This window comes from Methylobacterium sp. J-070 (assembly GCF_022829385.1).
Taxonomy (GTDB): Bacteria; Pseudomonadota; Alphaproteobacteria; order Rhizobiales; family Beijerinckiaceae; genus Methylobacterium.
Map to the genome: position 1 here is coordinate 315,202 of NZ_JAKSXX010000123.1, position 26,137 is coordinate 341,338.

Annotated in this window: 36 protein-coding genes; 17 read left to right on the plus strand and 19 right to left on the minus strand. The window is 73.9% G+C overall.

Going from position 1 to position 26,137, the window contains the following annotated elements; genetic code table 11:
- The first annotated feature begins 54 nt into the window (after positions 1-54).
- The 5 genes from MKL01_RS12015 to MKL01_RS12035 all read left to right on the plus strand — a co-directional run bounded on the left by MKL01_RS12015 (position 55) and on the right by MKL01_RS12035 (position 3,933).
- On the plus strand, positions 55-1,266 hold the full coding sequence (locus MKL01_RS12015) for an ABC transporter permease (RefSeq protein WP_243905441.1): 1,212 nt from the start codon (positions 55-57) through the stop codon (positions 1,264-1,266).
- Entirely contained in the window at positions 1,263-2,195 is a 933-nt protein-coding gene (locus MKL01_RS12020; protein WP_243905442.1) for an ABC transporter ATP-binding protein, read from the plus strand. The genes MKL01_RS12015 and MKL01_RS12020 overlap by 4 nt, the downstream gene beginning before the upstream one ends.
- Positions 2,192-2,935: an ABC transporter permease gene (locus MKL01_RS12025; protein WP_243905443.1), complete on the plus strand. Its 744-nt coding sequence runs from the start codon at positions 2,192-2,194 to the stop codon at positions 2,933-2,935. The genes MKL01_RS12020 and MKL01_RS12025 overlap by 4 nt, the downstream gene beginning before the upstream one ends.
- Before the next feature lie 256 nt (positions 2,936-3,191).
- A complete protein-coding gene (locus MKL01_RS12030; protein WP_243905444.1) occupies positions 3,192-3,404 on the plus strand; it encodes a hypothetical protein in 213 nt (70 codons plus the stop codon).
- Between the two features lie 76 nt (positions 3,405-3,480).
- On the plus strand, positions 3,481-3,933 hold the full coding sequence (locus tag MKL01_RS12035; protein ID WP_243905445.1) for a hypothetical protein: 453 nt from the start codon (positions 3,481-3,483) through the stop codon (positions 3,931-3,933).
- A gap of 4 nt (positions 3,934-3,937) precedes the next feature.
- Here the strand turns inward: MKL01_RS12035 and MKL01_RS12040 are convergent, their stop codons facing one another.
- The 14 genes from MKL01_RS12040 to MKL01_RS12105 all read right to left on the minus strand — a co-directional run bounded on the left by MKL01_RS12040 (position 3,938) and on the right by MKL01_RS12105 (position 12,717).
- Positions 3,938-4,246 (minus strand): hypothetical protein, encoded by a 309-nt coding sequence (locus MKL01_RS12040; RefSeq protein ID WP_243905446.1) that lies wholly within the window; start codon positions 4,244-4,246, stop codon positions 3,938-3,940.
- A gap of 145 nt (positions 4,247-4,391) precedes the next feature.
- Complete coding sequence (locus MKL01_RS12045) at positions 4,392-4,652, minus strand: hypothetical protein (protein ID WP_243905447.1); 261 nt, start codon at positions 4,650-4,652, stop codon at positions 4,392-4,394.
- Positions 4,653-4,804: 152 nt separating this feature from the next.
- On the minus strand, positions 4,805-5,206 hold the full coding sequence (locus MKL01_RS12050; RefSeq protein ID WP_243905448.1) for a cupin domain-containing protein: 402 nt from the start codon (positions 5,204-5,206) through the stop codon (positions 4,805-4,807).
- Positions 5,207-5,310: 104 nt separating this feature from the next.
- Positions 5,311-5,709 carry a hypothetical protein gene (locus MKL01_RS12055; RefSeq protein ID WP_243905449.1) on the minus strand — a complete coding sequence of 133 codons (399 nt, stop codon included), beginning with the start codon at positions 5,707-5,709 and terminating at the stop codon, positions 5,311-5,313.
- A gap of 273 nt (positions 5,710-5,982) precedes the next feature.
- Positions 5,983-7,521, minus strand: a complete 1,539-nt coding sequence (locus tag MKL01_RS12060; RefSeq protein WP_243905450.1) for an aldehyde dehydrogenase family protein — start codon at positions 7,519-7,521, stop codon at positions 5,983-5,985.
- The gene (locus MKL01_RS12065; RefSeq protein ID WP_243905451.1) at positions 7,521-8,405 is read right to left on the minus strand and encodes an NAD(P)-dependent oxidoreductase; all 885 of its coding nucleotides are present in this window, start codon (positions 8,403-8,405) and stop codon (positions 7,521-7,523) included. Before MKL01_RS12065 ends, MKL01_RS12060 begins: the two co-directional genes overlap by 1 nt.
- Positions 8,406-8,504: 99 nt before the next feature.
- Positions 8,505-9,452, minus strand: coding sequence for a LysR family transcriptional regulator (locus tag MKL01_RS12070; RefSeq protein ID WP_243905452.1), 948 nt, complete (start codon positions 9,450-9,452; stop codon positions 8,505-8,507).
- The gene (locus tag MKL01_RS12075; protein WP_313901459.1) at positions 9,452-10,390 is read right to left on the minus strand and encodes an amidohydrolase family protein; all 939 of its coding nucleotides are present in this window, start codon (positions 10,388-10,390) and stop codon (positions 9,452-9,454) included. Before MKL01_RS12075 ends, MKL01_RS12070 begins: the two co-directional genes overlap by 1 nt.
- Before the next feature lie 24 nt (positions 10,391-10,414).
- Positions 10,415-10,702, minus strand: a complete 288-nt coding sequence (locus MKL01_RS12080; protein ID WP_243905454.1) for a hypothetical protein — start codon at positions 10,700-10,702, stop codon at positions 10,415-10,417.
- A gap of 114 nt (positions 10,703-10,816) precedes the next feature.
- Positions 10,817-11,191, minus strand: coding sequence for a hypothetical protein (locus MKL01_RS12085; RefSeq protein ID WP_243905455.1), 375 nt, complete (start codon positions 11,189-11,191; stop codon positions 10,817-10,819).
- 40 nt (positions 11,192-11,231) lie between these two features.
- Positions 11,232-11,489 (minus strand): hypothetical protein, encoded by a 258-nt coding sequence (locus MKL01_RS12090; RefSeq protein ID WP_243905456.1) that lies wholly within the window; start codon positions 11,487-11,489, stop codon positions 11,232-11,234.
- A complete protein-coding gene (locus MKL01_RS12095; protein ID WP_243905457.1) occupies positions 11,482-11,673 on the minus strand; it encodes a hypothetical protein in 192 nt (63 codons plus the stop codon). The genes MKL01_RS12090 and MKL01_RS12095 overlap by 8 nt, the downstream gene beginning before the upstream one ends.
- Positions 11,674-11,865: 192 nt before the next feature.
- Complete coding sequence (locus tag MKL01_RS36190) at positions 11,866-12,075, minus strand: hypothetical protein (RefSeq protein ID WP_409566242.1); 210 nt, start codon at positions 12,073-12,075, stop codon at positions 11,866-11,868.
- 78 nt (positions 12,076-12,153) lie between these two features.
- Positions 12,154-12,717 (minus strand): sigma-70 family RNA polymerase sigma factor, encoded by a 564-nt coding sequence (locus tag MKL01_RS12105; protein ID WP_243905458.1) that lies wholly within the window; start codon positions 12,715-12,717, stop codon positions 12,154-12,156.
- Positions 12,718-13,060: 343 nt separating this feature from the next.
- Between MKL01_RS12105 and MKL01_RS12110 the strand changes: the two genes are divergently transcribed.
- From MKL01_RS12110 to MKL01_RS12145, 8 genes are all read left to right on the plus strand, one after another.
- Entirely contained in the window at positions 13,061-14,524 is a 1,464-nt protein-coding gene (locus tag MKL01_RS12110; RefSeq protein WP_243905459.1) for a helix-turn-helix transcriptional regulator, read from the plus strand.
- Between the two features lie 92 nt (positions 14,525-14,616).
- Complete coding sequence (locus MKL01_RS12115) at positions 14,617-14,790, plus strand: CsbD family protein (RefSeq protein ID WP_243905460.1); 174 nt, start codon at positions 14,617-14,619, stop codon at positions 14,788-14,790.
- A 66-nt stretch (positions 14,791-14,856) separates the two neighbouring features.
- Positions 14,857-15,363: a CsbD family protein gene (locus tag MKL01_RS12120; protein WP_243905461.1), complete on the plus strand. Its 507-nt coding sequence runs from the start codon at positions 14,857-14,859 to the stop codon at positions 15,361-15,363.
- A gap of 56 nt (positions 15,364-15,419) precedes the next feature.
- A complete protein-coding gene (locus tag MKL01_RS12125; RefSeq protein WP_243905462.1) occupies positions 15,420-16,343 on the plus strand; it encodes a PhnA-like protein in 924 nt (307 codons plus the stop codon).
- An 84-nt stretch (positions 16,344-16,427) separates the two neighbouring features.
- The gene (locus MKL01_RS12130) at positions 16,428-16,631 is read left to right on the plus strand and encodes a CsbD family protein (protein ID WP_243905463.1); all 204 of its coding nucleotides are present in this window, start codon (positions 16,428-16,430) and stop codon (positions 16,629-16,631) included.
- A gap of 82 nt (positions 16,632-16,713) precedes the next feature.
- Positions 16,714-17,097 (plus strand): CsbD family protein, encoded by a 384-nt coding sequence (locus MKL01_RS12135; RefSeq protein WP_243905464.1) that lies wholly within the window; start codon positions 16,714-16,716, stop codon positions 17,095-17,097.
- A 177-nt stretch (positions 17,098-17,274) separates the two neighbouring features.
- Positions 17,275-17,754 (plus strand): YidB family protein, encoded by a 480-nt coding sequence (locus tag MKL01_RS12140; RefSeq protein ID WP_243905465.1) that lies wholly within the window; start codon positions 17,275-17,277, stop codon positions 17,752-17,754.
- A gap of 13 nt (positions 17,755-17,767) precedes the next feature.
- Positions 17,768-19,108 carry a LysM peptidoglycan-binding domain-containing protein gene (locus MKL01_RS12145; RefSeq protein ID WP_243905466.1) on the plus strand — a complete coding sequence of 447 codons (1,341 nt, stop codon included), beginning with the start codon at positions 17,768-17,770 and terminating at the stop codon, positions 19,106-19,108.
- A gap of 40 nt (positions 19,109-19,148) precedes the next feature.
- Here MKL01_RS12145 and MKL01_RS12150 read toward each other — a convergent pair whose 3' ends face one another.
- The 4 genes from MKL01_RS12150 to MKL01_RS12170 form a co-directional block, all read right to left on the minus strand.
- Positions 19,149-19,418, minus strand: a complete 270-nt coding sequence (locus tag MKL01_RS12150) for a hypothetical protein (protein ID WP_243905491.1) — start codon at positions 19,416-19,418, stop codon at positions 19,149-19,151.
- 950 nt (positions 19,419-20,368) lie between these two features.
- Positions 20,369-20,689, minus strand: coding sequence for a hypothetical protein (locus tag MKL01_RS12160; protein ID WP_243905467.1), 321 nt, complete (start codon positions 20,687-20,689; stop codon positions 20,369-20,371).
- 179 nt (positions 20,690-20,868) lie between these two features.
- Positions 20,869-22,266 carry an ATP-binding protein gene (locus MKL01_RS12165; RefSeq protein WP_243905468.1) on the minus strand — a complete coding sequence of 466 codons (1,398 nt, stop codon included), beginning with the start codon at positions 22,264-22,266 and terminating at the stop codon, positions 20,869-20,871.
- On the minus strand, positions 22,263-22,997 hold the full coding sequence (locus MKL01_RS12170) for a response regulator (RefSeq protein WP_243905469.1): 735 nt from the start codon (positions 22,995-22,997) through the stop codon (positions 22,263-22,265). Before MKL01_RS12170 ends, MKL01_RS12165 begins: the two co-directional genes overlap by 4 nt.
- A 172-nt stretch (positions 22,998-23,169) precedes the next feature.
- Here MKL01_RS12170 and MKL01_RS12175 point away from each other — a divergent pair, with 172 nt between their 5' ends.
- The 4 genes from MKL01_RS12175 to MKL01_RS12190 all read left to right on the plus strand — a co-directional run bounded on the left by MKL01_RS12175 (position 23,170) and on the right by MKL01_RS12190 (position 25,318).
- Positions 23,170-23,502: a GCG_CRPN prefix-to-repeats domain-containing protein gene (locus MKL01_RS12175; protein WP_243905470.1), complete on the plus strand. Its 333-nt coding sequence runs from the start codon at positions 23,170-23,172 to the stop codon at positions 23,500-23,502.
- 89 nt (positions 23,503-23,591) lie between these two features.
- Complete coding sequence (locus tag MKL01_RS12180) at positions 23,592-23,993, plus strand: EF-hand domain-containing protein (RefSeq protein ID WP_243905471.1); 402 nt, start codon at positions 23,592-23,594, stop codon at positions 23,991-23,993.
- 85 nt (positions 23,994-24,078) lie between these two features.
- A complete protein-coding gene (locus MKL01_RS12185; protein WP_243905472.1) occupies positions 24,079-24,348 on the plus strand; it encodes a GCG_CRPN prefix-to-repeats domain-containing protein in 270 nt (89 codons plus the stop codon).
- A gap of 640 nt (positions 24,349-24,988) precedes the next feature.
- Positions 24,989-25,318 (plus strand): hypothetical protein, encoded by a 330-nt coding sequence (locus MKL01_RS12190; RefSeq protein WP_243905473.1) that lies wholly within the window; start codon positions 24,989-24,991, stop codon positions 25,316-25,318.
- On the opposite strand, the gene MKL01_RS12195 is transcribed toward MKL01_RS12190, so the two are convergent.
- Complete coding sequence (locus MKL01_RS12195) at positions 25,308-25,580, minus strand: hypothetical protein (RefSeq protein WP_243905474.1); 273 nt, start codon at positions 25,578-25,580, stop codon at positions 25,308-25,310. The genes MKL01_RS12190 and MKL01_RS12195 overlap by 11 nt on opposite strands.
- Positions 25,581-26,137 lie beyond the last annotated feature (557 nt).

The window sequence follows — 26,137 nt, forward strand, 5'->3', positions numbered from 1 at the left end:
CGATCGTAACCTTGAGTGGGTGGCCGCGAGCGGCCCCTCGCGCGGAGCATCGGGATGGGCGAAACCACTGCGACCCTGGAACGCCCCGGCGCGCGCCGCCTGGGCGCGATCCGTCCCGGCCTCGATCCGCTGGGCTCAGTCTTCGCCGCCCTGATCGGGCTGAGCCTTCTGACGCTGCCTCTGATGACGGCGCGCCCGAACAGGATCGCCGCGGGGGAATCCCTGATGGCCTGGTCGGCGCTGCCGCCCGGTCGGGTCCTGGCGCTGGGCGTCGTGCTCGGCCTCGCCGCCCCCTTGCTCGTCCTGCGCATCGGGCCGCGCCTGCGCGTCGTGGCCGCCGGCGGCGCCCTCGTGATCCTCTGCCTCGCGGCCGGCTGGGCCGCCGATCACCTGACGCTCCCCGGGGATCGCTACGGCCGCGTCTCGCCGGATGCGGGCTGGTGGCTCGGCTTCGCGACGGCGGCCCTCGCCCTCGGCGACGGTCTGGCCCGTCTCAGCCCGGGGCCCGGGATCCGGATCGCCCTGCTGGCGGGGTCCGCCGTCCTGTCGGGGCTCGCCCTGCGCTCCGGGTTCTGGGACCATCTCTCGATCCTGCGGGAATATGCCAGCCGGTCCGACACGTTCGGCCGGGAGGTCCGGACCCATGCCGGGCTCGCCCTGTCGTCGGTCGCGGCCGCCGCCGCGGTGGCGATCCCGGCTTCCATCCTGGCCCGCCCGGTCCCGGCCGCGCGCACGGCGCTGCTGTCGATCCTCAACGGCGTGCAGACCATCCCCTCCATGGCGCTGTTCGGGATGCTGATCGCGCCGCTGGGCTGGATCGGCCGGACGGTTCCCGGTGCGGCGGATCTCGGCATCGCGGGGATCGGCGCGGCGCCGGCCTTCGTGGCGCTGTTCGCCTACGCGCTGCTGCCGGTGGCCGCCGCCACCGTGGCGGGCCTCGACGCCGTGCCCGAACCGGTGCGCGATGCCGCCCGGGGCGTCGGCATGACCGGGCGGCAATGCCTCCTCCAGGTGGAGCTGCCGCTCGCCCGTCCGGCGATCCTCACGGGGATCCGCATCGTTCTCGTCCAGAACATCGGCCTGGCGGTGATCGCCGGCCTCGTCGGCGGCGGCGGCCTCGGCGTGTTCGTCTTCCAGGGCATCAGCCAGAATGCGGGCGACCTCGTCCTGCTCGGGGCGCTGCCCACGGTGGCGATGGCGGGCGCCGCGGCGATCCTGCTCGACGCCGTCATCGACCTCGGCCGCGGGCCGGAGCGGAGGCGGTGATCGACCTCGCGCATGTCAGCCGCAGCTTCGGCGCCCGCACCGTGGTCGACGATGTCAGCCTGCGGGTCGAGGCCGGGGCGATCCTGACGGTGGTCGGCACCTCCGGGTCGGGCAAGACGACGCTCCTGCGGATGATCAACCGCCTCGTCGAGCCGAGCGCCGGCACGGTCCGGATCGCCGGCCGCGACGTCCGGAGCGTGCCGCCCCACCTCCTGCGCCAGGGGATCGGCTACGCCATCCAGGGGCACGGGCTGTTCCCCCATCGCACCGTCGCGGAGAATGTCGGGGTCGTCCCGCGCCTGCTCGGCTGGGACCGCCGACGGATCGCCGCCCGGGTCGACGAGCTGCTGGGCCTGTTCCGCCTCGATCCGGCGCTCTACCGGGACCGGCTGCCGGCGGCGCTCTCCGGGGGCGAGCAGCAGCGGATCGGGGTCGCCCGGGCGCTCGCCGCCGAGCCCCCGATCCTGCTGATGGACGAGCCCTTCGGTGCCCTCGACCCGATCATCCGCGGCCGGGCTCGGGAGGACCTGCTGGCGATCCAGAGGCGCTTCGGCACCACCATCGTCCTGGTGACCCACGACATGGACGAGGCGCTGCGCCTCGGCGACCGGGTCGCCGTCATGGACGCGGGCCGCCTCGTGCAGGAGGCTAGCCCCGCGGCGCTGATCGGCGCGCCGGCATCCGCGTTCGTCGGCGCGCTCCTCGGCGGCGGCGACCGGGCGTTCCAGCTCATGTCCCTGCGGGTCGTGGACGACCTCGTCGAGCCCGGCGCGGCGCCGGGCACGCCGATCCCGGCCGGAACCTCGGTGCGTGCGGCCCTGGCCGAGAGCCTCTGGTCGCGGCGCGCGGCCCTGCCGGTCAGCCGGGACGGCGTGATCCTGGGCCGGGTCACCCGCGCGGCGCTCGAAGCGCAGGGCGCCGGGCCGTGAGCCGAGCCCCGCTCGTGCTGAAGGTCGCGCTGCTGGCCGGGCTCGGCGCCTTCCTGGTGGCGCCGGACGCCTTCGCGCCGCTGTTCCGGCCGTTCGCCCCGGGCGACAGCCCGCCGATCTACGCGCAGACCCCGCTGCTGCGGCTGGCCGTCAACCACATCGTGCTGGTCGCCGCCGCCACCCTGGCGGCCGGCCTGCTGGCCGTGGGCTTCGCCATCGCCGCCACGCGGCCGGCCGGGCGCGATCTCCTGCCGTTCGCCCGGGCCGTGGCCAATCTCGGCCAGACCTTCCCGCCGGTGGCGGTCCTGGCGCTGGCGGTGCCGGTCGTCGGGTTCGGCACGGTCCCGACCCTGATCGCCCTGGTCCTGTACGGGCTGTTGCCGATCTTCGAGACCGCGCTGACCGGCCTCGGCGGTCTCGATCCGGCGCTGCTGGAGGCGGCCCGCGGCATGGGGCTGACCGGCCGCCAGAGGCTCGTCCAGGTGGAGCTGCCGCTGGCCCTGCCGATGATCCTCTCGGGGATCCGGGTGTCGGCCGTCATCGGCCTCGCAACGGCGACGCTCGGGTCGACGGTGGCGGCCAGCACGCTCGGCGAGGTGATCGTGTCGGGCCTGCTCACCGGCAACACCGCCTACGTCCTGCAGGGGGGCCTCACCGTCGCGGCGATGGCGATCCTCGTCGATGCGGGCTTCCTCGCCCTGCAGCGAAAAGCAACACGGCGGGCTGGATTTCGTTCCTAAATTGGCTAGAAGGCCAGCGGGGCCGTACGCGCGGCCCTGGGGCGTGGAACCCCCTTGTCTGAGGGTGGGTGCCGACCGGAACGGCACCGAAGCCTCGACCATACGGTCGGGGAGCCTGCGGCGTATGTCCAGGCGTCCCGGCGCTAAAGGTCGTAGGGGCCGTTCAGACACGGTTTTCCAACTCCCCGACTCGGGATGGTCGAGGGCTTGTGTGCGGGGGCGTACCGCAGACAAGGACCAGCCGGGAGGATGGGCCGTGGGTTCCAGGGATCCCGAATCGCCGTTGCCCCAGCTCGCCGAGCTTCGCGCGGTCTACGATGCCCGTTCGGGCGTGCCGGATGATCGCCGCGACCGGAGCGCCGCACGGCACTCGAAGGCCCTGCTGGAGCGCATCCTCGTCGTGTTGGGCGGGACGCGGGACGGTGCGGGCGCGCGCCGCGAGCCAGCCAGGTCGCCCCCCGGACCGTAGCCGGAGCGACCGGACGCGGTCCCGATTCGCAGGAGCTGCGGGACAGGCGGCCCGGCTGGGCGCTAAGAGGCGTCCCATGACGCCCGCCGATCGAGACCGGTTCGAGAAGTGCCTGACCCTGGCCGAGCGGGGCGTCACGGCGGGCGAGCGCGCGGCCGGCCTCGCCGCTGCCGAACGCATCGCCGATGCCGCCGGCCTCACCCTCGCGGAGGCGATTCGCGCCGTCCGCCAGGGGCCGGCGACGGGATCCGCGTCCCGGACCTCTCGACCGTCGCGGCAGCCCTACGCCTGGGCCCAGCCCAAGGCGGCGGTGACCCCGGTCACGCTCGAGGAATTGCAGCGCCAGAAGGCCGAGACCGAGGCGTGGCGCAAGCGGGTCGCGACCGCGGCCGCCCGACGGCGCCGGGCGGAGCGCGCCGAACAGGAGGCCTACGCGGCGCAGCGGCGCGCCGAGCAGGCCGAGCGCGACCGGGATTGGGCCCGCGCCCGCGCCCGCGCCGGGTCGTCCCCCGCGGCGGACGAATCCTGAGGGCTCAGCGAGACCGACGAGCCGGCGCGCGCCGGGCCGGACGGCCGCGATGCCGGTGGCGGATGCGGGGCCTCGGCGTGGCCTGCGGCTCCGCGACAGCGGGCGGGGCCGCCGCGACCCCGTCATGGGCCGCGACGACGCGGCGGGCCTCCTCGACGCTCATGTCGCAGGCGCTCGTCATACCCTGCAGGGCGCCCAGAGCGCGATTGTATTCGGGCAGGTTGGTGCATCCGGGCACGCCCCACCCCCAGGCGGCGCCCGGCGCGCCTCCCAGGGCCGCCAGCATCGCGACGGCAAGACACTTCCGCAACACGGCCCATCCTCCCACGGTCGAGACCCGGATCGCGGTCCCCGCAGGAGGGCAACGCCGGTGTCCTGGCGAAAGGTTCGTGCCGGCCGCCGCGACCGGGCGGGGCGCCGGTCAGGCCCGGTCCGCCCCCGTGCGCGACGGGCTGCGGTCAGGCGGCTTCGAGGAGGAAGTTGGCGCGGCGGAACATCAATTCGCGCCGGTAGAAGTACACGCCGCCCCGTCGCATCGCCTCGTGCGCCGCATCGATGTCGAAGCCGAACGGCCTGTCCCGCGACGTGTCGATGCAGCTTACATAGCGCCACTGGACGCCGTCGATCATCAGGGGGATCGGCTGATCCTGACGGACAGCACAGAACTGCTGTTCGTCCGAACCCTTGACGAAGATGTAGAACGTCTTCCGCGCGCACATCCGAACCTCCAGGGACTCGGTGGTGTATCCGCTACGCAACGGTCAAGATCTAAACTGATTCGGGCGAAATGGTCAAGCTTCTGCCATGTTTTCGCCACGGATGAGACAGCGCGTATGTGGGACATCGGGCGTGCTCGGCGCCGGCGCGGCGGTCAATCGGCGGCCTCCTGGAGCGGCTTGCCCTTGTCGACCACGTAGACCGACAGGATCTTCACGGTCCTGTCGCCCACCACCGTGTAGCCGGCATGGGGCACGCCGCGCCTGTTGATCCCGCGCTCCCCCGTGGGCCGCTCCTTCGGCGCCTGGCCCTGCACCTGGGCGAGACCGCCTTCCAGCACGTAGTAGGCTTCCTCGCCGTTATGGAAGTGCCGCCGCGAGGTCGCCCCGGGCGGGATCTCGACGAGCTGCATGATGATCTCCCGTCCATCATCGCCGGAGACGGGCGAGCGGCCGAGCTCGGTCCGCTTGACCTCCTGGGCGGCGGCGGCGCCCGCGAGGAGCAGGGTGCCGACGGCGCAGAGGCGCGTCAGGGCGAGGCGGCGGTGGCGTTTCATGTCATCCTCCATTTCAGGCAGGATGGCATGCGCCCCGCCGGCCGAGAATGGCCGGGCCGCGCCCGGCGGTTACACCGCACGGGTAGGACCCATCGGGGACGGGGCTAGAGGCAGCCGACGCGCCGGAGGGCGCCGATCAGCTTCCGGCCGACGCGGTATCCGTTCAGGGCCTCGGACCCGAGGATCCGGACGTTCTCGGCCCCGGCGGTCCGGCCGTAGAGGAACAGGTGGAAGTTCTGTTCCCGCTGGTCCAGGCTCCCGGCGCTGACCTGGCCGCAGAACGCGACCTCCTCGCCGGCCTCCGTCGCGATCGGCCGCACCTTGCGGAAGCGGACGCGCCAGGAGTCCGGGAACTCGGCGGCGACCCTGACCCGCATCTCCACCTCGGGCGAGATGCCGAGTCCGGAGAGATCCGGTGCGGTCAACCCGAGCGCATCCTGCCCCTGGACGGCCGCCGGGACGAGCAGCAGCGCCGCGAGGGCGCCGAGCGGCGCGGTCCTCACCGGCGCGCACCCATCGCTGGCGTCCGTGCGGCAGGGCGCCGGGTCCGATCCGGGGGCATCGGCCGGACCTTCGGCCTATCGACGGGCTGTCGGCTCATCCAGTCCTGAATAGAATCCGGGCCACGGGCACCGCACATTGGATCACGAAGACGGGTTTCGCGAAAGCCATGACGAGCGCCCGACAATGCTCGAAAGCAGAGGCAGTAGCTTCCGGCGCGGGTCGACGGCCGAGGGCGCCGGCCCGATCCTAGAACCCGCTGCGCGGACCGAGCCCTATCCCACGTAGCCGAACGCGACGGCGGGTTCGGCCGCGGTCTCGACCCACACGCTCTTGGTCTGCGTGTAGGCCATCAGCGCCTCGTACCCGGAGGAGCGGCCGAAGCCGGAGCGCCCGAAGCCCCCGAACGGCGAGGCCACGTTGATCGTCTTGTAGCCGTTGACCCAGACGGTGCCGGCCCGCAGGGCGGCCGCGACCCGGTGGCCCCGCCCGGCCTCGCCGGTCCAGACCGCGCCGGCGAGCCCGTAGGGCGTGGCGTTGGCCAGCGCGACCGCCTCCGCCTCGTCGTCGAAGGGCAGGACCGCCAGGACCGGCCCGAACACCTCGTCCCGGGCGATCGCCGCGTCCGGCGCGACGCCGTCGAGGATCGTGGGGCTGAAATAGAACCCGCCCGTATCCCGCAGCGCCGCGGGGCAGCCCCCGCCCGCCGCCAGGGTGGCCCCGGCCCCGGTCGCGGCCTGGACCATGCCGGTGATTTTGTCGAGCTGGCGCCGGTTGTTGATCGGGCCGATCTGCGTCGCCGGATCGGTCGGCATGCCCACCGGGATGCGTCCGGCGGCGTGGGACAGGCGAGCGACGAACTCCGCGTGGATCGCCCGGTGCACGAGGAGGCGCGAGCCCGCCACGCAGCTCTGCCCGGCGCCCCCGAAGATCGCGGCCTGCGCGCCGGTCAGCGCGCGGCCGAGATCGGCATCCGCGAACACGATGTTGGCCGACTTGCCGCCGAGTTCCAGGACGCTGGGCACGATGTTGCGCGCCGCGGCTGCCGCGATCCGCGCGCCGGCCTCGGCCGAGCCGACGAACACCACCAGGCGGGTGTCGGGATGGGCCACCGCCGCCGCGCCGGTGGTCGGGCCGGCGCCCGCCAGGACCGAGACGAGGCCGCGCGGCAGCCCCTCGGCGCGGTCGCAGAGCGCGCCCAGGGCCACGGAGGTGAGCGGGGTCAGCTCCGAGGGCTTGAGCACCACGGCGTTGCCGGCGCAGAGGGCCGGGGCAATCTGCCAGCCCGCGGTGAACAGCGGCGCGTTCCAGGGCGTGATCTGCACCACGGTGCCGTGGGGCTCGTGCCGGGTGTAGTTCAGGTGCGAGGTCGGGACCGGGATGACCGCGCCGTGGAGCTTGTCGCACCAGCCGGCATAGTACTCGAACATCTCGGCGACCTTGGCGACCTCGCCGCGCGTGTCGCGGATCGGCTTGCCGGCGGCGAGGGTCTCGAGCTCGGCCAGCGCCTCGGCGTGCCGCCGGACCAGGGCGCCCACCGCCCACAGCGCCCGGCCGCGGGCGGCGGCACTCAGGCCCCACCAGGCGCGCTGGGCGTCGCGCGCGGCCGCCATCGCGGCCTCGACCACGTCCGGTCCGGCATCCCGATAGCTCGCCAGCAGACCGCCGTCCGCCGGGTTGACGAGATCGAGCCCCGCGCCGGTGCCGGTCATCACCGCCCCGGCCACGACGCTGCCGATCCGGCCCCCCGGAAGGACATCGGACAGGAGGGCCGCGACCCGTTCGGCCGCGGGGGAGTGCGTGAGCCCGGACATCAGCGGGTGCCTTCGCGATCGCGGTAATCGGCCATGCGGGTGAAATCGGCCGTGTCGGGAATGCGCGCCCGCGTCCGCTGCCAGATCCGCCCGACCTCGGCGGCGAGGGGCAGGTCGACGGCGCACGCGGCGGCGAGGTCCAGGGCGAGGCGCAGGTCCTTGCGCATCAGGCCCGCGGAGAAGCCGCTGTCGAAGGTGCCGGGCACGACCCAGCGCGGGACCATCGCCTCGCTGACGGCGCTGCGGCCGGTGGCGGTGTTGACGACCTGGACCGCCTCCTCGGCCGACAGGCCCGCCGCCTCCGACAGCCGCAGCGCCTCGCCGGTGGTGACGAGATGCGCGGCCACCAGCAGGTTGTTGACGAGCTTGACGATGTTGCCGGCACCGGACGGGCCGACATGCGGCGCGCGCGCCGACAGCGCCTCCAGGACAGGCCTGGCCAGGGCGTAATCCGCCGCCGTGCCGCCGATCATCATCGTCAGGGTGCCCTCTGCGGCGCCGGACGGGCCGCCGCTGACCGGCGCGTCGAGGAGCCCGTGCCCGGCCGCAGCCAGGCGCTCGGCCAGGCGCCGGGTCGTGCCGGGATCGGAGGTCGAGGTGTCCACGACCACCACCTTGCGGTCGTGCCGGGCCAGCAGCCCGTCCTCGGCGGTCACCACGGCCTCGACGTCCCGCGCCAGCGGCAGCGAGAACACCAGCGCGTCGGCGCCGCGCAGCACGTCACCGAGGGCATCCAGAGGGGTCACGCCCGCCGCCGCGGCGGCGGGGCCCCGGGCCGGGTCGATGTCGTAGCCGAGGACCCGGAAGCCCTTGCGGACCAGGGTCGCGGCCATGCCCAGGCCCATGTTGCCGAGCCCGACGACGCCTACGGTTTCAATCGCCATGCCGATGCGCCCTCACGCCTCGCGAGCTGTTCAGGGGGCAGGCGTTTTCACAATCATCGATTTTCGCACGCGGCGTGCGAATTCACAGTACGGTCGCGGTCACGCGGGCCGTGACTTGAAGGCGACCATCCGCTCGGCGAGCCAGCCGACGAGCCGGGCCATGCCCTCCGGCAGCCGCCGTCCGGTCCGGACCACGAGATGGGCGCTCGCCTCGGACAGGAGGGTGTCGCGCAGCGGTATCGCGGCGAGGACGTCCGCCTGGAGTTCCGCCGCGACGACGAAGCGGGGCAGGAAGGCCACGCCCATCCCGGTCGCGACGAAGCGCCGGTGCAGCGCGAAGGACGCCGTCTCCAGCCGCGGCACGAGCCGGAACCCGCCATCGGCCTCGACGCGGCCGAGCAGCTGCCGGACGCCATGGTCGGGCGGCAGCAGGGCGGCCGGCTCGGTCGCGAACGCGCGGAGCGGGACGGGGGCCGCGGCACCCGCGAGAGCATGCCCCTTCGGCAGGACGGCGAGGAGCGGCTGGCGGGCGGAGACGATGCCGGAGACATCCGGGCGGGCCGGGGGATTGTAGGCGAGGCCGATATCCGCCTCCCCCTGTGCCACCGCGGCCAGGATCCCGTCGGTGGTGCCGCTCTCGACCTGATAGGTCAGGCCGGGATGGGCCTGCGCGAAGCCCGCGAGGGCGTTGTCGAGGAGGTCGATCAGGAAGCCGGCGCCGCAGCGGAGGCGGATCGTCCCCTGCTGGACGCCGCGCAGGCGCTTCAGCCGGTCGTCCAGGAGCGCCGCCTCGTCGGCCTGCCGCTGCGCGTGCTCGGCGACCATGCGGCCGGCCTCCGTCGGGACCACGCCGCGGGGCAGGCGTTCGAGCAGCGCCTCGCCGACCTGCGCCTCCAGATCGATGACCTGCCGGCTCACCGCCGAGGCGGCGACGTTCAGGCCCTCGGCGGCGGCCCGGACCGAGCCGGCGCGCACGACGGCGAGGAAGTAGCGGAGGGCGCGGTCGTTCATGGCGGGCGCCACCGTGCCGGCGGCGGGCGGAGCCATCAAGCCGCCGGAGGCGGGGCGGGGGCCGCGGCCATGCGGCCGCGGCGGTCGACGGCGACGGCGCCCCGGGCGACGACCAGCACGGGCTCCTGCCGCTCGACGACCGCCTGCGGCACCCCGGCCGCCTCGAAGGCGACGAGGTCGGCCCGGACCCCCGGCGCCAGGACGCCCGGCCCCAGCCCGGCGACGCGCGCCGGCACGGCGGTGATCGGGTCGAGCAGCGCCGTGAGAGCGGCGTCGCTCCTGAGATCGAACCGGTAGGCGGCGAGCTGAGCGCGCGCGATCATGCTGGTGACCGAGGACGGGTTCCAGCAGTCGCGCACGTTGTCGGTCCCGAAGAAGACCGCGACGCCGAGCTCCTGGAGGCGCGGGATCGGTGGGCAGCGTCGGCCGCCGGGCACGCTGCTCAGGATCGCGACGCCGGCCCGGCACAGTGCCTCCGCGATCCTGCCGAGCCGCAGGTCGTCGGCATCCGCGAGGGCGAAGGCGTGGCTGATGGTTACCTGCCCGGAGAGCCCGGCGGCGATCGTGCGGGCCACGATGGCGTCGATCTCGTCGAGGCCGGTCTCGCCGCCGTCGTGGAGATGGATGTCGACGGCGCGGCCGTGGCGTTCGGCCAGGGCGAAGACGGTGTCGAGCGGCCCGTCCCGATCCCCGTCGATGCCGACAGGGTCGAGGCCGCCGATCAGGTCTGCCCCCATCCGCAGGGCTTCGTCCAGATACGCCGCCACCCCGGGCGCAGCGAGGATCCCGCTCTGCGGGAACGCGACGATCTGGATCTGCATCCGGTCCGCCCAGCGCGCGCGCAGGTCGAGGATCTGCGCGAGATGGTCCAGCCGCGTCACGTCGTCGATGTCGACATGGGTCCGCAGGCTCGTGGTGCCGCCGCGGATCATGCGTTCGAGGAGCGCCTCGGCGCCCTGCCGGGCGAGGGGGATGCGGGTCGCGCGGCGGAACGCCTTCTAATCCGCGATGATCGCGCGGACCGACGCGTCCGCCCGGTGCGGCCGCCAGTCCAGGCCGAGCATGCATTTGTCGAGGTGGACGTGCCCGTCCGCCAGGCCGGGGAGCACCAGGGCGCCGGCGAGATCGATGGCCTGCCCGGCGGCCGGCAGGGGCTCGTCCGGCCCCCAGAGCGCGGCGACATGCCCGGCCGCGATGTCGATGGCGATCCGGCGGCCGTCGGGCGTGGCCGCGTCGAGGAGGCGCAGGTCGCAGGCCGTGCCCCGCTGCGCACCGGTTGTGGGCATCGACCCCGACCCTCCTGTCCCGGCCGCCGCGGACGCGCCGCCCGGGCCGCGATCGTTCAAGCAAGACGCGGTCCCGCGCCGTGTTCCGGGATCGGCGGGGGCGCCGAAGTGGGCCTATCCCGAGCGGCCGGCCGTCCAGCGCCCCGAGCAGGCAGTCAGGCCGGACAGCGTCCAGCGGCCGCTGCCGGCGGTTCCGCGCAGGCGGCCCGATACGGCGACGTTGGCGAGGCCCTGGCGGATCGTCCCGCTGATCCGGCCATCCGGCGCGGCGCGACCGGAGGCGTCGATGCCCTGACCCCCGGCGTCGTCGACGGTCCCGTCCCGGATGACGATCGGGTAGCGGTAGGGCCCCGTGCAGGTCCCGCTGTCGGCCGTCGCCACCACCGACCAGGCCCCGTCGAAGCGGCTGGCCGCGTCGGCCCTTCCGGGTGCGGCGGCGAGGCCGATCAGCACGGCGGGCACGAGCGCGATGCGATGAAGTCGGGTCATGGTCTCCTCTGTCGAATGGCGGTTGGGGGAGGCTGTACCCTCAGCGCGGACGCGAGGGGTCGTGGCCGTCCGCGCCGAGGTAGAGAACCATCAATTCGCCAGCGGCCCGGTCGGCATAGGTGTCCGGATCCTCGCCGGGCCAGGGCGGGACGAGGTCGGTCGCCAGGCGGCCCTTCAGCAGGTCCTGGAGCTCACCGGGCGTGAGACCCGCCGCCGTCGCCGCGTCCAGGGCGCGGACGGCGTGGAGGTCCGCCCCGGGCCCGTCGCCCCCGCGTCCCGGGGCCTTCGCCTCAGGCACGAAGGTCCGGGCCGCGCGGGTCGCCGGGCGGGACGTCGGGACCGAAGCCCGGATTCGGCTGGTTCGGAGGAACGTCGACGGGCGCCGAGGGCTCGTCCGGCCCGAGGGGCCGGTCGCCGGGAAACGGCTCGGTGCCGGGCGGGGGCGCGGCGGGCGTCGGGTCCAGCGGGCCGGGATCGGCCATCACGTTCCTCGCGGGTCTGGTCTCGGGAAAGGCAACGGGCCGGACGTGCGCCCGGAGCGGCGCGAACGCCCGGCCTCGCGGCCGTGCCGGACGCCGATTGGGCGAAGCGCCCGGCACAACCTCGTGAACACCGTCGGGACCCGTGAGCGCGTCACCGTGCGTCCCGTCCTGCCGATATGGGTGCGAACTGTCTCACGACACTGAGAAAATTCTACCGGTACGCGGTTTTATCCCGCCTTCCGGAGGACCGCGCCGCGCCCGGCCCGCCTCCGGTCCCCGGACGCGGGCGATCCCGGTCGCGCCGACCGCGCCGACGATCTGAGCCAGGATGTAGGGCAGGACGTGCCCGTTGGCGCAGCGGCCGGAGGCCCAGAGCCCGAGGGTGACGACGGGGCGTCTCACGGCATCCGGAGCTTTCGTGACGGGGGCCCCGCCGACCTGCGGTGTCCGCGGGGATGGGCGCGCGATCCGCAGGGCGTTTCAGGCGTCTCCGAGCTCGCGCGCGAGCCGCTCGCGCGCCCGGCTGACCCGGCTCTTCACGGTGCCGCTGGGGCAGCCGATGAAGGCGGCCGCTTCCTCGTAGGACAGGTCGTCGACCGCGATCAGCAACAGGGCCTCGCGCTGGGCCGGCTCGAGCCGGTCGAGCGCCGCCTGCATGTCCCGAACGTCGAGCTTGTGCTCCTGGTCGGCGGCCTGGGACAGCCGGCCCGCATGCAGGCCGGCGGGATCGGGCACCTCGAGCCGATGCTTGATCCGCCCGTTGAGGTAGCCGTTGCGCAGGATCGTGAAGAGCCACGCGATCAGCCGGGTCCCCGGTTTGAACCGCGCCTGATGCTCCCACGCCTTCAGGAGCGTGAACTGAACGAGGTCGTCGCTCTCGACCGGGTCGCGCGTCAGCGACAGCGCGAAGCGGCGCAGGTGCGGCACCGCCCCGATCAGGTCGGCCCTGAACCGGTTCGAGGCATCCGCCGCCTCCGCGGCATCGAGCGCCTCCGCCAGGCGCTTCAGCACCTGACCGAGGCGCGAAGCTTCGTCAACAGACACAACTTCTGGGTAGATTTCCCGCAGATCTGTTCGGGACCGGGCCTGCGCGCATGTGATGATGGCATCCACGATGGCAGGCGTCGTCAGATGTTCGTCGACGTTCAGCACGGAAGAGACACTCACGTCAGTCGGGAAGCGGCGCGTGTCTTGGACAGGCGGCCTTCAGGATCGGCGACGATTAATCTCTGAACGAAATCGCCCGCGTCAATGATGCAGGTATACCAGGAAAAGCGCCTTTTGGATGGAACCGGCTTGTGCGCAACCCGTTTGTGCCGGCTGCCCGCGAGCCGATGCGGTCCGGGCGGCGATCGGGACGGTGTCTGCGGGACGGGCGGGGCGAGCGGTGACGGTAGGTGTCGACAGGCATGAGCTCCGGCAGATCATCGCCGGCCTGAGCGAGGGCGTGATCCTGGTCGAGCCCGACCAGACCATCGCGTACGCCAACGCGGCTGCCCTCGCCATGCACGGCGCCGACAGCCTGGACGAGCTCGGCCAGACCGTGGACGCCTACCGCGAGCGCTTCGCCCTGCGCTACCGCAACCACGTCACCCCCAACCACTACCCGATCGAGCGCGTCGTGGCCGGCGAGCAGTTCCACGACGTCGTGGTCGAGGTCCGGCGCGCCGATGCGCCGGAGGCCGATTTCGTCCACTGCCTGCGCAGCCTCGTGGCGACCGACCGCGACGGCAACCCGAGCTGCCTGGCGCTGATCCTCAAGGACGTCACCGACCAGTTCGAGGCCGAGGCGCGCTTCGAGGCGGCTTTCAACGCCAACCCGGCGCCCGCGGTGATCACCCGCCTGTCCGACCTGCGCCACGTCAAGGTCAATGCCGGCTTCCTGGAGATGACCGGCCACACCCGCGACGCCGTCATCGGCCGCAGCGTCTACGAGGTCGACGTGCTCGCCGGCGCGCGCGACCGCGAGTTGGCCGTGTCCCGCCTCAAGGAGGGCGGCACGATCCCGCAGATGGAGGCGTGCCTCGACCTGCCCGACGGCGGCTCGCGCTTCGTCATCGTGGCCGGGCAGCCGATCGCGATGGGCGACGCCCCGTGCATGCTGTTCACGTTCGCCGACCTGGAGCTGCGCCGCAAGGCCGAGACGGCGTTGCGGCAGAGCGAGGCGCGCTTCGCCAAGGCGTTCCGGATGACGCCGGTGCCGACCGTGCTGGCGCGGGCGGACGACCTCCACGTCACCGGCATCAACGCGGCCTTCACCCGGGTCTTCGGACTGGGCGAGGATCGGATCCTCGGGCGCAGCCTGGCCGAGGCCGGGCTGTGGGTGAACGAGAGGCAGCGCCTGGACGTGGAGGCTGCGCTGGAGCGCCACGGCTATCTGCTGGGCGCCGAAGTGTGCCTGCGCCACGAGGGCGGGGCGAGCCTCGATTGCGTCGTCTCGGCCGAGCGCATCGAGATCGAGGACGACCCGTTCGTGCTGCTGGTGCTGCAGGACATCACCGCGCGCAAGCACACCGAGCGCGAGCTGTTCGGGGCGATCGAGGCGGTGATGGCCGACACGTCGTGGTTCAGCCGGGGGCTGATCGACAAGCTCGCCAACCTGCGCCGGCCGGACGTCGGGCGGTCGGACGCCTCCGTCGTCGACCTGACGGTGCGCGAGCGCCAGATCCTGAACCTGATCTGCTCGGGCCTGGGCGACGACGCGATCGCCAGGAAGCTCGGGCTGTCGCGCAACACGGTGCGCAATCACGGCGCCGCGCTCTACCGCAAGATCGGCGTCCACAAGCGCAGCGAGGCGGTCGTCTGGGGGCGGGAGAACGGATATCCGCTGCACATGTCGGGAGCAAAATGACTAAGATACCAGTATAGACTGATCATTGAATTCGGTTCCCGGCCTATCATCTCACATGCGGTCCAGAGGTTCTCGAACACGGCGGAGCTCGCATGACCGAAAACAGGGATTTCACTTCAGCCGAGCATCGCAAGGGTTCGGTCAAGGAGGCCCTCGGCAAGCTTACGGGCGATGCCGGGATCGAGGCCGAGGGCCGGCGTCAGAAGCGCGGCGCCCAGGCCCCCAAGGCCACCGGAACCGAGCGCGGCAAGTCGAACCGGGACTGACGCGCATCCAACCGGCGCCTCGACGCGAGGCGCCCTCCAACCACACCACCACAGAAGGACAACGACATGGTCGATACGGATCGGATCACGGGCGCCGCCAAGGAACTCGGCGGCAAGGTGCAGGGTACGGTGGGTGACCTCACCGGCTCCAAGCGGGACTCGGCCGAGGGCCGCGCCCGCGAGGCGGCCGGCCAGGCCGAGAATCTCTACGGCCAGGCCAAGGATACCGTCCGCGACGCGGCCGAGCACGTCTCCGACACCGCCCGCGACATCGGCGGCAGGATCCGCGACACCGTGGGCGGCCTCGTCGGCTCCGACGACGTCGAGGACCGCGCCCGCCGGGCCCAGGGTGCCGCCGAGGACCATTTCGACCGGACCCGGCGCTCCGTGCGCCACGCGGCCGACGCGGCCTCCGACTACGCCGAGGAGGCGTACGAGCGCGGCGGCCATTACCTGCGCCGCGGCACCGGCTCGGTGAGCCATCAGGTCGCCGAGTTCCCCCTCGCCTCCCTGCTCATCGCGGGCGCCGTCGGCTTCGGCCTCGGCCTGCTGGTCAACGCGACCCGCGACTGAGCCGCCAGCTTCGAACCCCAACGACCTTCGACGACCGACCCAACCGGAGTGAAAGCGTGACCATCCAGACGACCACAGCCCCCCTGGCGACCGCGGCGGCCCACGCCGACACGCGTGCCGTTCTGCTCAACGAGGTGTCGTGGGGCGCCATCTTCGCCGGCGCCGTCACCGCCCTGGTGACCCAGGTCATCGTCAACCTCGTGGGCGTCGGCGTGGGCCTGGCCTCGGTCGGCACCACCGCCGCCGACAATCCCTCCGCCTCGACGGTCTCGCTGGGCGCGGGCGTCTGGTTCGTGGCCTCGGGCATCGTCGCCTCGCTGGCCGGCGGGCTCATCGCGGGGCGCCTCTCGGGCAAGCCCCTGCCGGGCGCGGCCGCCCTGCACGGCCTCGTCTCCTGGGCGGTCACGACCCTCGTCGTGCTCTACCTGCTGACCTCGGCCGCCAGCGGCCTCGTCGGCGGGACCCTCGGCACGGTCTCCGGCGCCCTCGGCGGCGCCGGCAACCTCGTCGGCGGCACCATCCAGACCGCCGCCCAGGCCGCCGCGCCGTCGCTGTCGAAGATCTCGAACCCGCTCGACGGCATCGAGCAGAAGGTCCGCCAGCAGGCGGCCGGCCAGGACCCGCAGGCGGCGCGCGATGCCGCGGTGGCGGCGGTGCGCGCCGTGCTGACCGGTGATGCCGCCCAGAAGGAGCAGGCCAAGACCCGGGCCGCCGACGCGCTTGCCAAGGCCCAGGGCGTCTCGCCCGACCAGGCCAAGGCGCAGATCGACGACTATCAAAAGCAGTACGAGCAGGCCGTCGCCACCGCCAAGCAGAAGGCCGAGGCCGCTGCCGTGACGGCCAAGTCGGCGGCCACGCAGGGCGCCTTCTACGCCGCCCTCGCGCTGGTGCTGGGTGCGCTCGCGGCCTTCTTCGGCGGTCGCCTCGGCGCCCCGAAGCCCGCGACCCTGCTCGGCGCCTACGAGACCCGGCGCGTCTGATCCCCGTCACCGGCCCCCGCCGTCCGGCGGGGGTCCCCACCGGCCGGAACACCCGGCCTCACTCGCCAAGCAGGAGTGCACACGATGAGCAGCACCACCGACAAGCTCAAGGGTCTGGCCAACGAGGCCGTCGGCAACGTCAAGCAGGCGGCCGGCAAGGTCGCCGGCAACGACAAGCTCGTGGCCGAGGGCAAGGCCCAGGAACTGAAGGGCGAAGCGCAGAAGACGGTCGGCGACGTCAAGGACGGCGCCAAAAACCTCGCCGACAAGGTCACCGGCAAGCGCTGATCGCCCCGGGCGGCGCCGGCCGGCCGGCGCCGCCTCCAGCCCCCGTTCGGGGGGCCCGTTGAACCCGACACAGGAGACCCGCATGAACCGCGACCAGATCCGTGGCGCGTCCCGTCACCTCAAGGGTCGCGCCCAGACCGCCATCGGCGGCCTGACCGGCGACCCGGCCCGCCAGGTGCGCGGCGCCGTCAATCAGGTATCCGGCGGCGCCCAGTACGCCTACGGACGCGCCCGCGACCGGGCGGAGGATCTCGCCGAGGACGGCCGCCATCTCGCCCACGAGGCGTGGGAGCGGGCCGACGGCCTCATCGAGGACGGCCGACACGTCGCCGAGGAGGCCCGCCGCCGGGTGCAGACCCACGGCCGCAGGGCGATCCGTTACGCCGACGCCAACCGCACCACGACGCTGCTCGCCTTCGCCGGCGCGGCCTTCGCCCTCGGCTGGCTCGCCCGTTCCGCGCGCTGACCGCGCGCCAACCTGGAGATTCCGATGATCCGCAAGCTTCTCACCGCCTTCCTGCTGCCGAGGGTGATCGCCTTCGTCACGCGCCGCGTCACGGGCCGCGCGGCCACGCCGCCGCGCCGGGGCTACTGACCGCCGGGCCCGGCGGCTTCGACCGACCCATCACGGAAAGGACGCGACATGAGCAAGGGATACCCCTCGATGACCGCCCTCCTGGGGCTGCTCGCGGTGGCGGGCTACCAGAACCGGGACAAGATCACCGAGTGGCTCGGCACCCCCGCCCGGGACGCCCACGGGTCGGTGGTGCCGCCGGTGGCGCGGACCGCCCCGGTGACCGGGTCGGCGATACCGTCGAACCTGGAGCGCGTGCTCGGAGGCGTGGGCTCGGCCGGGGTCGGTGGCCTGATCGCCAGCGGGCTGGCCGAACTCGTCGAGCACTTCACCAAAGGCGGTCACGGCGACACGGCGAACTCCTGGGTCAGCCCGGGCGCCAACCGGGACATCGCCGAGGCGGACCTGGAGCGTGCCATCGGTCCGGCGACGCTCGACCACCTCGCGCAGCAGACAGGCCTCGGCCGTTCGGAGATCCTCTCGCGCCTGTCGCGCGAGCTGCCCTCGGCCATCGACCGCTACGCCACCGACGGCCGCCGCTTCGCCTGAGATCGAGAACCGAATGCCGAGGCCGTCGCCCCCGCGCGACGGCCTCGCAGCCGACGAGGGCCGGCGCCGCCGCACCCCTTCGGGACACCGGGGGTTCCTGCACGCCATGATGGCCCGCCTGCGTCGCATCCTCGTCACGGCGCTGTTCGGCGCGCTCGTCGGCCTCGGGGTGATCACGGCCCTATTCGGCCGACGCCCGCGCAGACGCGTCGGGGCGGCGGTCCCGGTCGCCGGTCCGTCGCCCGTCGCCCGGAGGACAGACGGCTGGCGGGGCAGGGCTGCAGGGCTCGCGGGCCTGTCGCTCCTGATAGGGCTGGCCGGGATCGTCTTCGCGAGCCGTGACATGGGCCTCGGGCCCGGGTCGCGCGCGACCGCCGACGGGACGCCCCTGGCCGCCCTTCCGCCCCCGGACGCCGGCGCCGATCGCTCGCCGGCTCCGAAGCCGGATGCGTCGACCCGGGCCCGCCCGACGCCCGCGCGCGGCAGATCGGCCGCCCTCTCGCCTCCGGCCCCGCCCCCCGCCCGGACCGTGCCGGACCCCAATGTCGTGCAGCCAAGCGGCGATGCCGGTGTCGCCGGACGGGCTGCGCCGAACGCCGGCGTCGAACCGCCCGTCGACGGCCGGCCCGTCGCCAACGAGCAGGCCGATGCCCACGGCCCTGTCACCCACGCGCCGTCGTCGCCCGACCAGCCGACCGTTATCCTGTCCCGGCCGGATGGCCCGGCCGCGCGCCAGCCGGCCCCCGGCACCGGGCCGGGACGGCAGGCGCTTCGGGACGGGGACGCCGCCGGGGCGCGACCGGATCCGCCCGCGCCGGGGCGGAACGCGCCGGATTCCGGGGATGACCTGCGCGGTTCCGGCGCCGGCGGCCCGACGACGGGCGAGCTCCGCGACCGGGCGGAGGTCCCGTTCGCGGCCCCCGGCCCCGGCGTCGAGGACGCCCCGCGACGGGATACGGCTCGCGAGGCCGCGGGGTCGGACCCGCCGCTGCAGCCCGCCAACACCGGCAGCCTGGCCGCGGTCTCCGGCCCCGGGACAGAGACAGCGCGCATCGTGCGGGGCGACAGCCTGTGGCGGATCAGCCGGCGTGCCTACGGAGCGGGCGCACGCTACACCCTGATCTACGGCGCCAACCGGCACCGGATCCGCGACCCGGACCGCATCTACCCCGGACAGGTCCTCGTATTGCCGCAGCGGACCGCCGCGAACGGGGCCGCGCGGCGCGACTGGCGGCCCCCCGCGCGGTCATCGGCCCGCCCCGACGCCAGGAGGCGGACGGCGGCGAACGGGCCGGATTCGAGCGAGACCACGACCAGCTTTGCCGGGGACCGGTCCCGTCCCGCTCCCCGATGAACGGGGCGGCGCCGCGCGCGTGCGCAGCGCCGCCGTCGACTCAGTAGCCGACGTAGCCGCCGGCACCCTGGCCGGGGCGCGCCGCGCCGCCGGTGCTGCCCGCCGGAGCGACTTGCTGGCGCCCGGCCTGACGGTTGGCCAGGGCGCGGCCGGCGGCGCAGCCGCCGACGGCGCCGAGGACGCCATGCCCGGCATAGTGCCCGGCGATGCCGCCGACGATCGCGCCCTTGATGCAGCCCTTCGCCTCGGCCGCCTGACCGGCGGCCATCAGGGCACCCGCCGCCACAGCGGCCACAGCGATACGCTTCATCATAGTAATCATCCCTCCGCGGCAGCGTCGCCGCGACAGCGATGTAAGTGCTCGTGGAGCTTCGAGGAGGGGTGGGCGAACAAATTTTGGTGTCCTGCCGCTCTTGAATTTTTCGGTTCCCCGTACGGGACCGCTCTTCACAGCGAGTCCGGCCATAACGCGGGATGAATATTGTTTGAACAACCGTTCAGGAACGGAGGCCGGCAGCCGAAGTCGGCGCCGGCCCCGTCCCGCGCGGGGCCGCCGCCTCCGACCCCGCCATGACCGCGCGGGCGCGAGGGGCTCCGCGAGCGAGCCCCGGTCCGCCAGGCCGGCGGGTCATCGGGATCGAAGCCGATCCCGGTCCGGTCGCGGGTCCGTGCCGAGCCGCTATGCCGGCAGGCGCAGGGCGATGCCCCGCCCCCGGCGGCGTCCGCGGGCGGGGCATCGCCGCGACCGGGCACGGCGGCGGATCGTCATCGTCGTCGCTCCGGCGGGAGCGGGGAGACCGGCGCAGGGTCGCGGGGCCGTGCGTCCGCCGGCCAGGCGCCCGCCTCGGCGGAACGGCGACCGCGCGGTCGAGCTGGGCCAAGGCGGCGAGCACCGCGTCCACCGGCACGGGCTCGGCCCTGGAGCCGGTGAGGCAGCGCAGGCCCGGCGCGTTGTCGACGGCGCAGGCATCCGACGCCCAGGACGCCAGGATCGCGCGCTTGTCCGCGCGGGACAGGTGCGGGTGCCCCAGGACCTCCCGCGGGTGCCGGAACACGTCTCCGGACGCGACGCGCGCCTGCCACGCCTCGAACGAAGCGGGCGGCAGGGCGGGCGGGTTCACGGGGCCGAGCCGGTTGGGGTGCGTCTCCATCGTCGACATGGATCATCCTCCCTGAAGGTGCGTGACGGTTCACGGAAAGGGGTCGGGCCCCGGGGCGACCGTCCCCGGGGTCCCGGTCTTCGGCGGGGGCGCGCCTGGATCAGGCGGCCTCGGGCCCGCCCTCGACCCGGGCCGGCGCATCGCCCTGCCCGCAGGCGGCCTGCGTGCCGCCGATGCCGATGCGGCGGGGCCTGAGCGCCTCCGGCACCGCGCGCTTGAGAGCGACGGCGAGCCGGCCGTGCTCCAGGCCGGCGCCGGCGACCGCCCTGGTGATGCGGCAGGCGTCGTCCGCGACCGTCTCGATGGCGTCGGGCGGCCCCTGCGTCGACGGCTCGGTCCGGGCAGCGCGGTCCGGCATCGCGGACAGCCGGTCACAGCGGACGGTGGAACGGGGGAGCGGGGCGAGATCGAGGGTCCCCATGACCACATCCTCCTCGGAGCAACGTGATGACGAGGGTCGCCGGAGGCCTGGCCGGCGCCCGCAGGGCGAGCCGCGGAACGGCCTCGCGCGCACGTTACGCCGCCGCCGGTCGGTTCCAGGACCGGTGCGGCCCGTCGGACCGGCATCCGTCCGAAGCCCGTCGCCCGCGACGGGGTGCGTCACCCCCCGTCCGGCCTCCGGGCGGCCGCCCCGCCCCGGCCCCGCGCCACCGGGGCGGGCAAGGTCACCTCCGCCCTGAGGCCGCCCCCCGCGCGACCGCGGAGGGTGATCTCCCCGCCATGGGCCCGGACGGCCGACCGCGCGATCGCCAGGCCGAGCCCGGTCCCCCCGGTGTCGAGGCTGCGCGAGTCGTCGAGGCGCGTGAAGGGTGCGAACATCTCCTCGATCCGGTCGGACGGGATGCCGGGCCCGTCGTCGTCGATGGTGCCGACGACGGCGGCGTCGCGGCGTTCCAGCGCGATCCTGGCGCATCCCCCGTAGCGGACGGCGTTGGCGACGAGGTTGCCGAAGGCGCGGCGGAGGGCCGTCGCGCGCCCGTGGAACGGGAGGGCGTCGGGGGCGGACAGGGTCACGTCATGGCCCAGGATCCTCTCGTCTTCGACGAGGGACCCCAGCAGGGCGGCCAGGTCGAACGGGCCGTCGTCCTGGGTGAGCGCGTCCTCGCGTGCGAAGGTGAGCGCCGCCTCGACCATCGCGCGCATGTCCGCGATCGTGCGCACCATCGCGTCGCGCAGGTCCGCTTCCTCGACCATCTCCGCGCGCAGCCAGAGCGACGCGATGGGCGTGCGCAGGTCGTGGCTTATGGCGGCCAGCATCCGGGTGCGGTCCGCGACGAAGGCCCGCGAGCGCGCCTGCATCACGTTGAAGGCGGCCGTCATGGTGCGAAGCTCGCGCGGCCCCCGCTCCGGCAGGGGCTCGACGGCCACGCCCCGGCCGGCGCGCTCGGCGGTCCGGGCCAGGGCCTTCATCGGCCCGACGATGCCCCGCATGGCGATGCTGGTCACGATCAGCACGGCGGCGACGCCGGCGGCGATCTGGATGAGCCCGATGCGGATCCAGGGCGGCGTCGGAAGCGCGAGCGGCGCCTCGCCGTTGAGCCATCGGCCGTCGTCGAGCCGGACGGACACGCGCAGCACCTGCGGCGTGTCGGCGAGACGCTCGGAGGTCGGTTCCGACCGCCGGTCCTGATTCCGCTCGACGAGCAGGAGGCGGGCTTGGCTCGCGCCGTCCCGCATGCGCCGGTCCAGGCGGCGGGCAAGCCTGGCCTCGTCGGCGTCCATGGCGTTGTCCGGCACCAGGCTGGCGGCGTCGATGGTGAACCGGTGGCGGGGCGAGCCGTAGGCCTCGATCACCCGGGGGACGGCGTCCGGCGGCACCGTGTCGAGCAGGCGAACCAGGGTGGCGACGCGGTCGACGACCTGGGTGCGTGCGGCCGCTCGACCGACGAGGGACGATTCCCGCGTGACCATCGCGAAGGCGACGGCCTGTGCGCCGACGACCGCGACCACCAGCAGGAGCGCCAGCCTGCCGGCGAGGGAGCCCGCGCCCAACCTCACGACACCGCCCTGACATCGGTCGCCAGAACGTAGCCGCCGCCCCAGACCGTCTTGAGGAGTTCCGGATGGGCCGGATCGCGCTCGAGCTTGCGCCGGAGCCGGCTGACCTGGTTGTCGATGCTGCGGTCGAACCCCTCGGCGGACCGGCCGCTGGTCAGGTCGAGGAGCTGGTCGCGCGACAGGACGATGCGCGGATGCCGCGTCAGCGCGCAGAGCAGGCGGAACTCGGCGGTGCTGAGGGCCACCGCCCGCCCGGCCTCGTCGACGAGTTCGCGGCGGTCGGTGTCGAACACCCAGCGGTCGAAGGCGAGCCGGCTTCCGTCGGTGGCGTCGCGGGCGCGGGGAAGCGCCCGGGCCCGGCGCACGAGGTTCTTGACCCGGGCCAGGAGCTCACGCGGGTCGAACGGCTTCACCACGTAGTCGTCCGCGCCGATTTCCAGGCCGACGATGCGGTCCGTCTGCTCGGCCAGCGCGGTCAGCAGGATGACGGGCGTGTCGTGGACCTCGCGGATGTGACGGCAGAGCGAGAGCCCGTCCTCGCCCGGCATCATCACGTCGAGGATGACGAGGTCGATGGCCGATGCCGACAGCGTGGCACGGGCGGTGACCGCGTCGGCGGCCACGCTGACCCGGAGGTCGTGCCGCTTCAGGTAGGCCGCGAGGGGCTCGCGGATGTCGCGGTGGTCGTCGACCACCAGGACATGGGCGTGATCCTTGGCTGTGTGTCCCATCCGCCGGTTCTAACGCGGCGCGCCATCCGGCAGGCAACGAAGGTGTCGCAAACTGTGTCAGGCCCCTCGGATCCGCGACCGTCCGCGACACAATCGGGATTTTCCGGCACATCCCTGCGACAGGTCGCGGGCAGTCTTCCGTCATCGCAATCACCCACAGGGAGAACCTGCAATGACGGGTCTGACGAACACCGCCTCCTCCGGACTGAAGCGCCTGATTCCGGCGGCGCTCCTGGCCGCGGGGTTGGCGGCTCCGCTGGCCGCGGCCGGTCCGGCTGAGGCCCGCGACGGCTGCGGCCTCGGCTTCCACCGCGGGCTGTACGGCTTCTGCCGCCCGAACCTCGGCCCCCGGGTCGTCTACGCCCCCTACGTCGTCCGGCCGGCCTTCTACGGCCCCCGCTTCTACGGCCCGCGGTTCTACGGCCCCCGTCGCATCGGCTGGGGCGGCCGGCGCTGGCACCGCTGGGGCGGCTACCGTCACGTCGGCTGGCATCACCGCTGGTGACGGGGCCGCGCCGGCCTTCGTCCCGGGATCGCGCCCCAGGGTGCGATCCCACCCCCGCCCCCCCCCGCCCGTCCAGCAAGGATCCCGATATGGCCCGGAGAACCCTGTGCCTGACCCTCGCGGCGGCCCTGTCGGCGTCAGCCGCCATCGCCCAGACGCCCGAGGCCCCACCTCCCGCCAAGCCCGGTGACCAGACGGCCGGGGGCGTCGATCTGGCGACCTTCCAGACCCGGCATCGGACGCGCCTGATGCGGGCGGATGCCGACCACGACAGCCGCATCAGCGAGGCGGAATGGACCGCTTGGTGGACCGCCCATCCCGGCAAGGGCCCGGCCGATCCGGCGAGGCGCTTCCGGCGCCTCGACGCGAACGGGGACGGCTTCGTCACGGCCGAGGAGATCGACGCGGCCACGGCCAAGCGCTTCGCGCGCCTCGACGACAATCACGACGGCCGCATCACGCGCTCCGAGAGACCCTGCCGGAGCCGGTGAGCCGACCGGCCGCCATCGCCTGCGGCACCCCTTCCCCGGACGACCGGCACCGTGGATCCGGTCGTCGCATCCCGATGGAGCGTTCATGAGACTCACCCTCGCCGTCGCAGCCTCCGCGGCGCTGTTCACCCTCGGCCAAGCTCAGGCGTTGCCGATCGCCCCGCCCCCGGCCGGCATGGACGCGCCCATCGTCCTCGCGCGGGGCGGCTGCGGGTTCGGTGCCCATCGCGGTCCATTCGGGGGATGCCGACTGAACCGCGGCCCGCGGGGCGCGATGCGCCGCGCGCTGACGGGCGCACCCGGCGGCTGCCCCCCGGGGCTGTACCGCGGTCCTGCCGGGCGCTGCCATCGCTGACCGCGGCGTCCCGCCGCCGGTGGCTCACCGGCGGTGGGACCATTGCCCGGGCCGCGCGTTGCATGCTGACGGCGCCGCCTGCGCCGCCGACCCGTGAGGGAGGGAGCCTTGCAGTCAGGAACCCCGCGCCCCGGCGATGATCCGCTCCCGCCCGTCGGCGACCCGATCCCCGAGCCGCAGACACCCGAGATCGATCCGCCGGCGGAACCGCCGACGCCGCAGCCCCCCGGCCCGATCGAGTCCCGCCCCCGGCGAAGGCATCCCGGCAACCGGCACATCCCGTGAAGCCCCGCCCACGGCCCGGGCGCCCCGTCTGACGGCCTGAGCGGTATCGCGTCGTCAGGAGGTTGCGGCCGCCGGACGGAGCGTTCCGCACCGGCGGCACGGGCCGGGAAACCAGCCGCTCCTCCGCCGGCCCCGGCCGATGGTCCAGACGCGAGGCCGGCGGGTTCGGTGATCCACGTGAGCCGATGTCGGCTGCGGAGGCGGCGAGACCGGACACGGACGCGCCACGGCCTCGGGCTCGGCGCGACCTGGGCAGACCTGGAATGGGTCTCGGTCTCGTCCGATCGGCGATTAGCGCGATCTCAAGGATTCGACGATATCGTTCCGCACGGACGGCGGGCCAGGATCTGTACTGATGTCTATCAGCATCGGCACCGCCGCGGGGACCGGCGCCCTCGCGGTGCCAGCCAGATCGCCGGGACCGGCGCGCGCCGCCGACCCGGCGCTGGCCGCGCAACAGACGGCCCGGACGCAGTCCGCGGTGGCCGCGGCGCAGCAGGCGCTCGCCAGTGCCAACGGCATCGTCGACCAGGACCGGCGCAATCACAGCCCCGGCTGCGTCGCCTGCGACCAGAAGTTGGTGGACAAGGCTCAGATGCAGCTTGCCCAGGCCAAGGCGTCGGCGACCGACCAGACCGCGCAGGCGCCGATCCCGCCGGGCAGCATCGTCGACCTCACGGCATGACGGCATGCCGGTCCGAGAACCGGCGACAAAACCGTTTCGCCGGCCTGCGGCCGTCGCCGGCCCAGGCGCGGTGGAGATCGGCGCGGCGCACAGGGCGGACGCGGACCATCCACGCCAGGGCGCGCTCCAGGATCCGGCGATGTCGGGCCGCCCCGCGGGGGGCGTCGAGGGCGCGGAGGTTGGCCGGCGAGGTCGCGGTGGCGTTCGCCTGATCGACGGCGCTCGCCGCCCGGTGCGAGGCTTGCGGGATGGACGCGGCCAAGCCGTCGATGCCCCGCCGTACCGCGGCCTGCCGGATCCGGCCGGAACGGGACGCTCCGCTGTCCGGGTGCGAAGCGGGATAGCGGGCCTCCGTCGGCGGATCCGGGTCGTGTCGGGCTTGGATCGACCCTTCGCGGGCCGGGCCTTCATTGCCAGTAGTCTTATAAATGATGTATTATCTCGCCGAATCTGCCGCGGCTCGTCCCTTCGGGGTTCGTCGATGGCGCGGGGGTGTCGGAGCGCCTGAGGCCGGGCGATGGGGCCTCCGGGGAAGGGGGCGCGGTAAAATCGAGACCGGCAGTGCGCTCCTGTCGGCCGGACGTCGCGGGTTCTCAACGCGCGACGGCCGTCCGGCTCGATCGAGCCGCGCAGGACGGCTGAGACTAGAGACCAGAACGCGACAGCGTCGCGCAGAACCGCGGCGAGATCCGCGGCGCCCGGGGAGGATGGATGGATACGGGAGCGCCACTTCTGGCGGTTGACGGGGTGACGCTGCGGTACAAGACGCGCGATCATCTTGTGACGGCCACCTACCGGGTGAGCTTTTCGGTCTGGCCG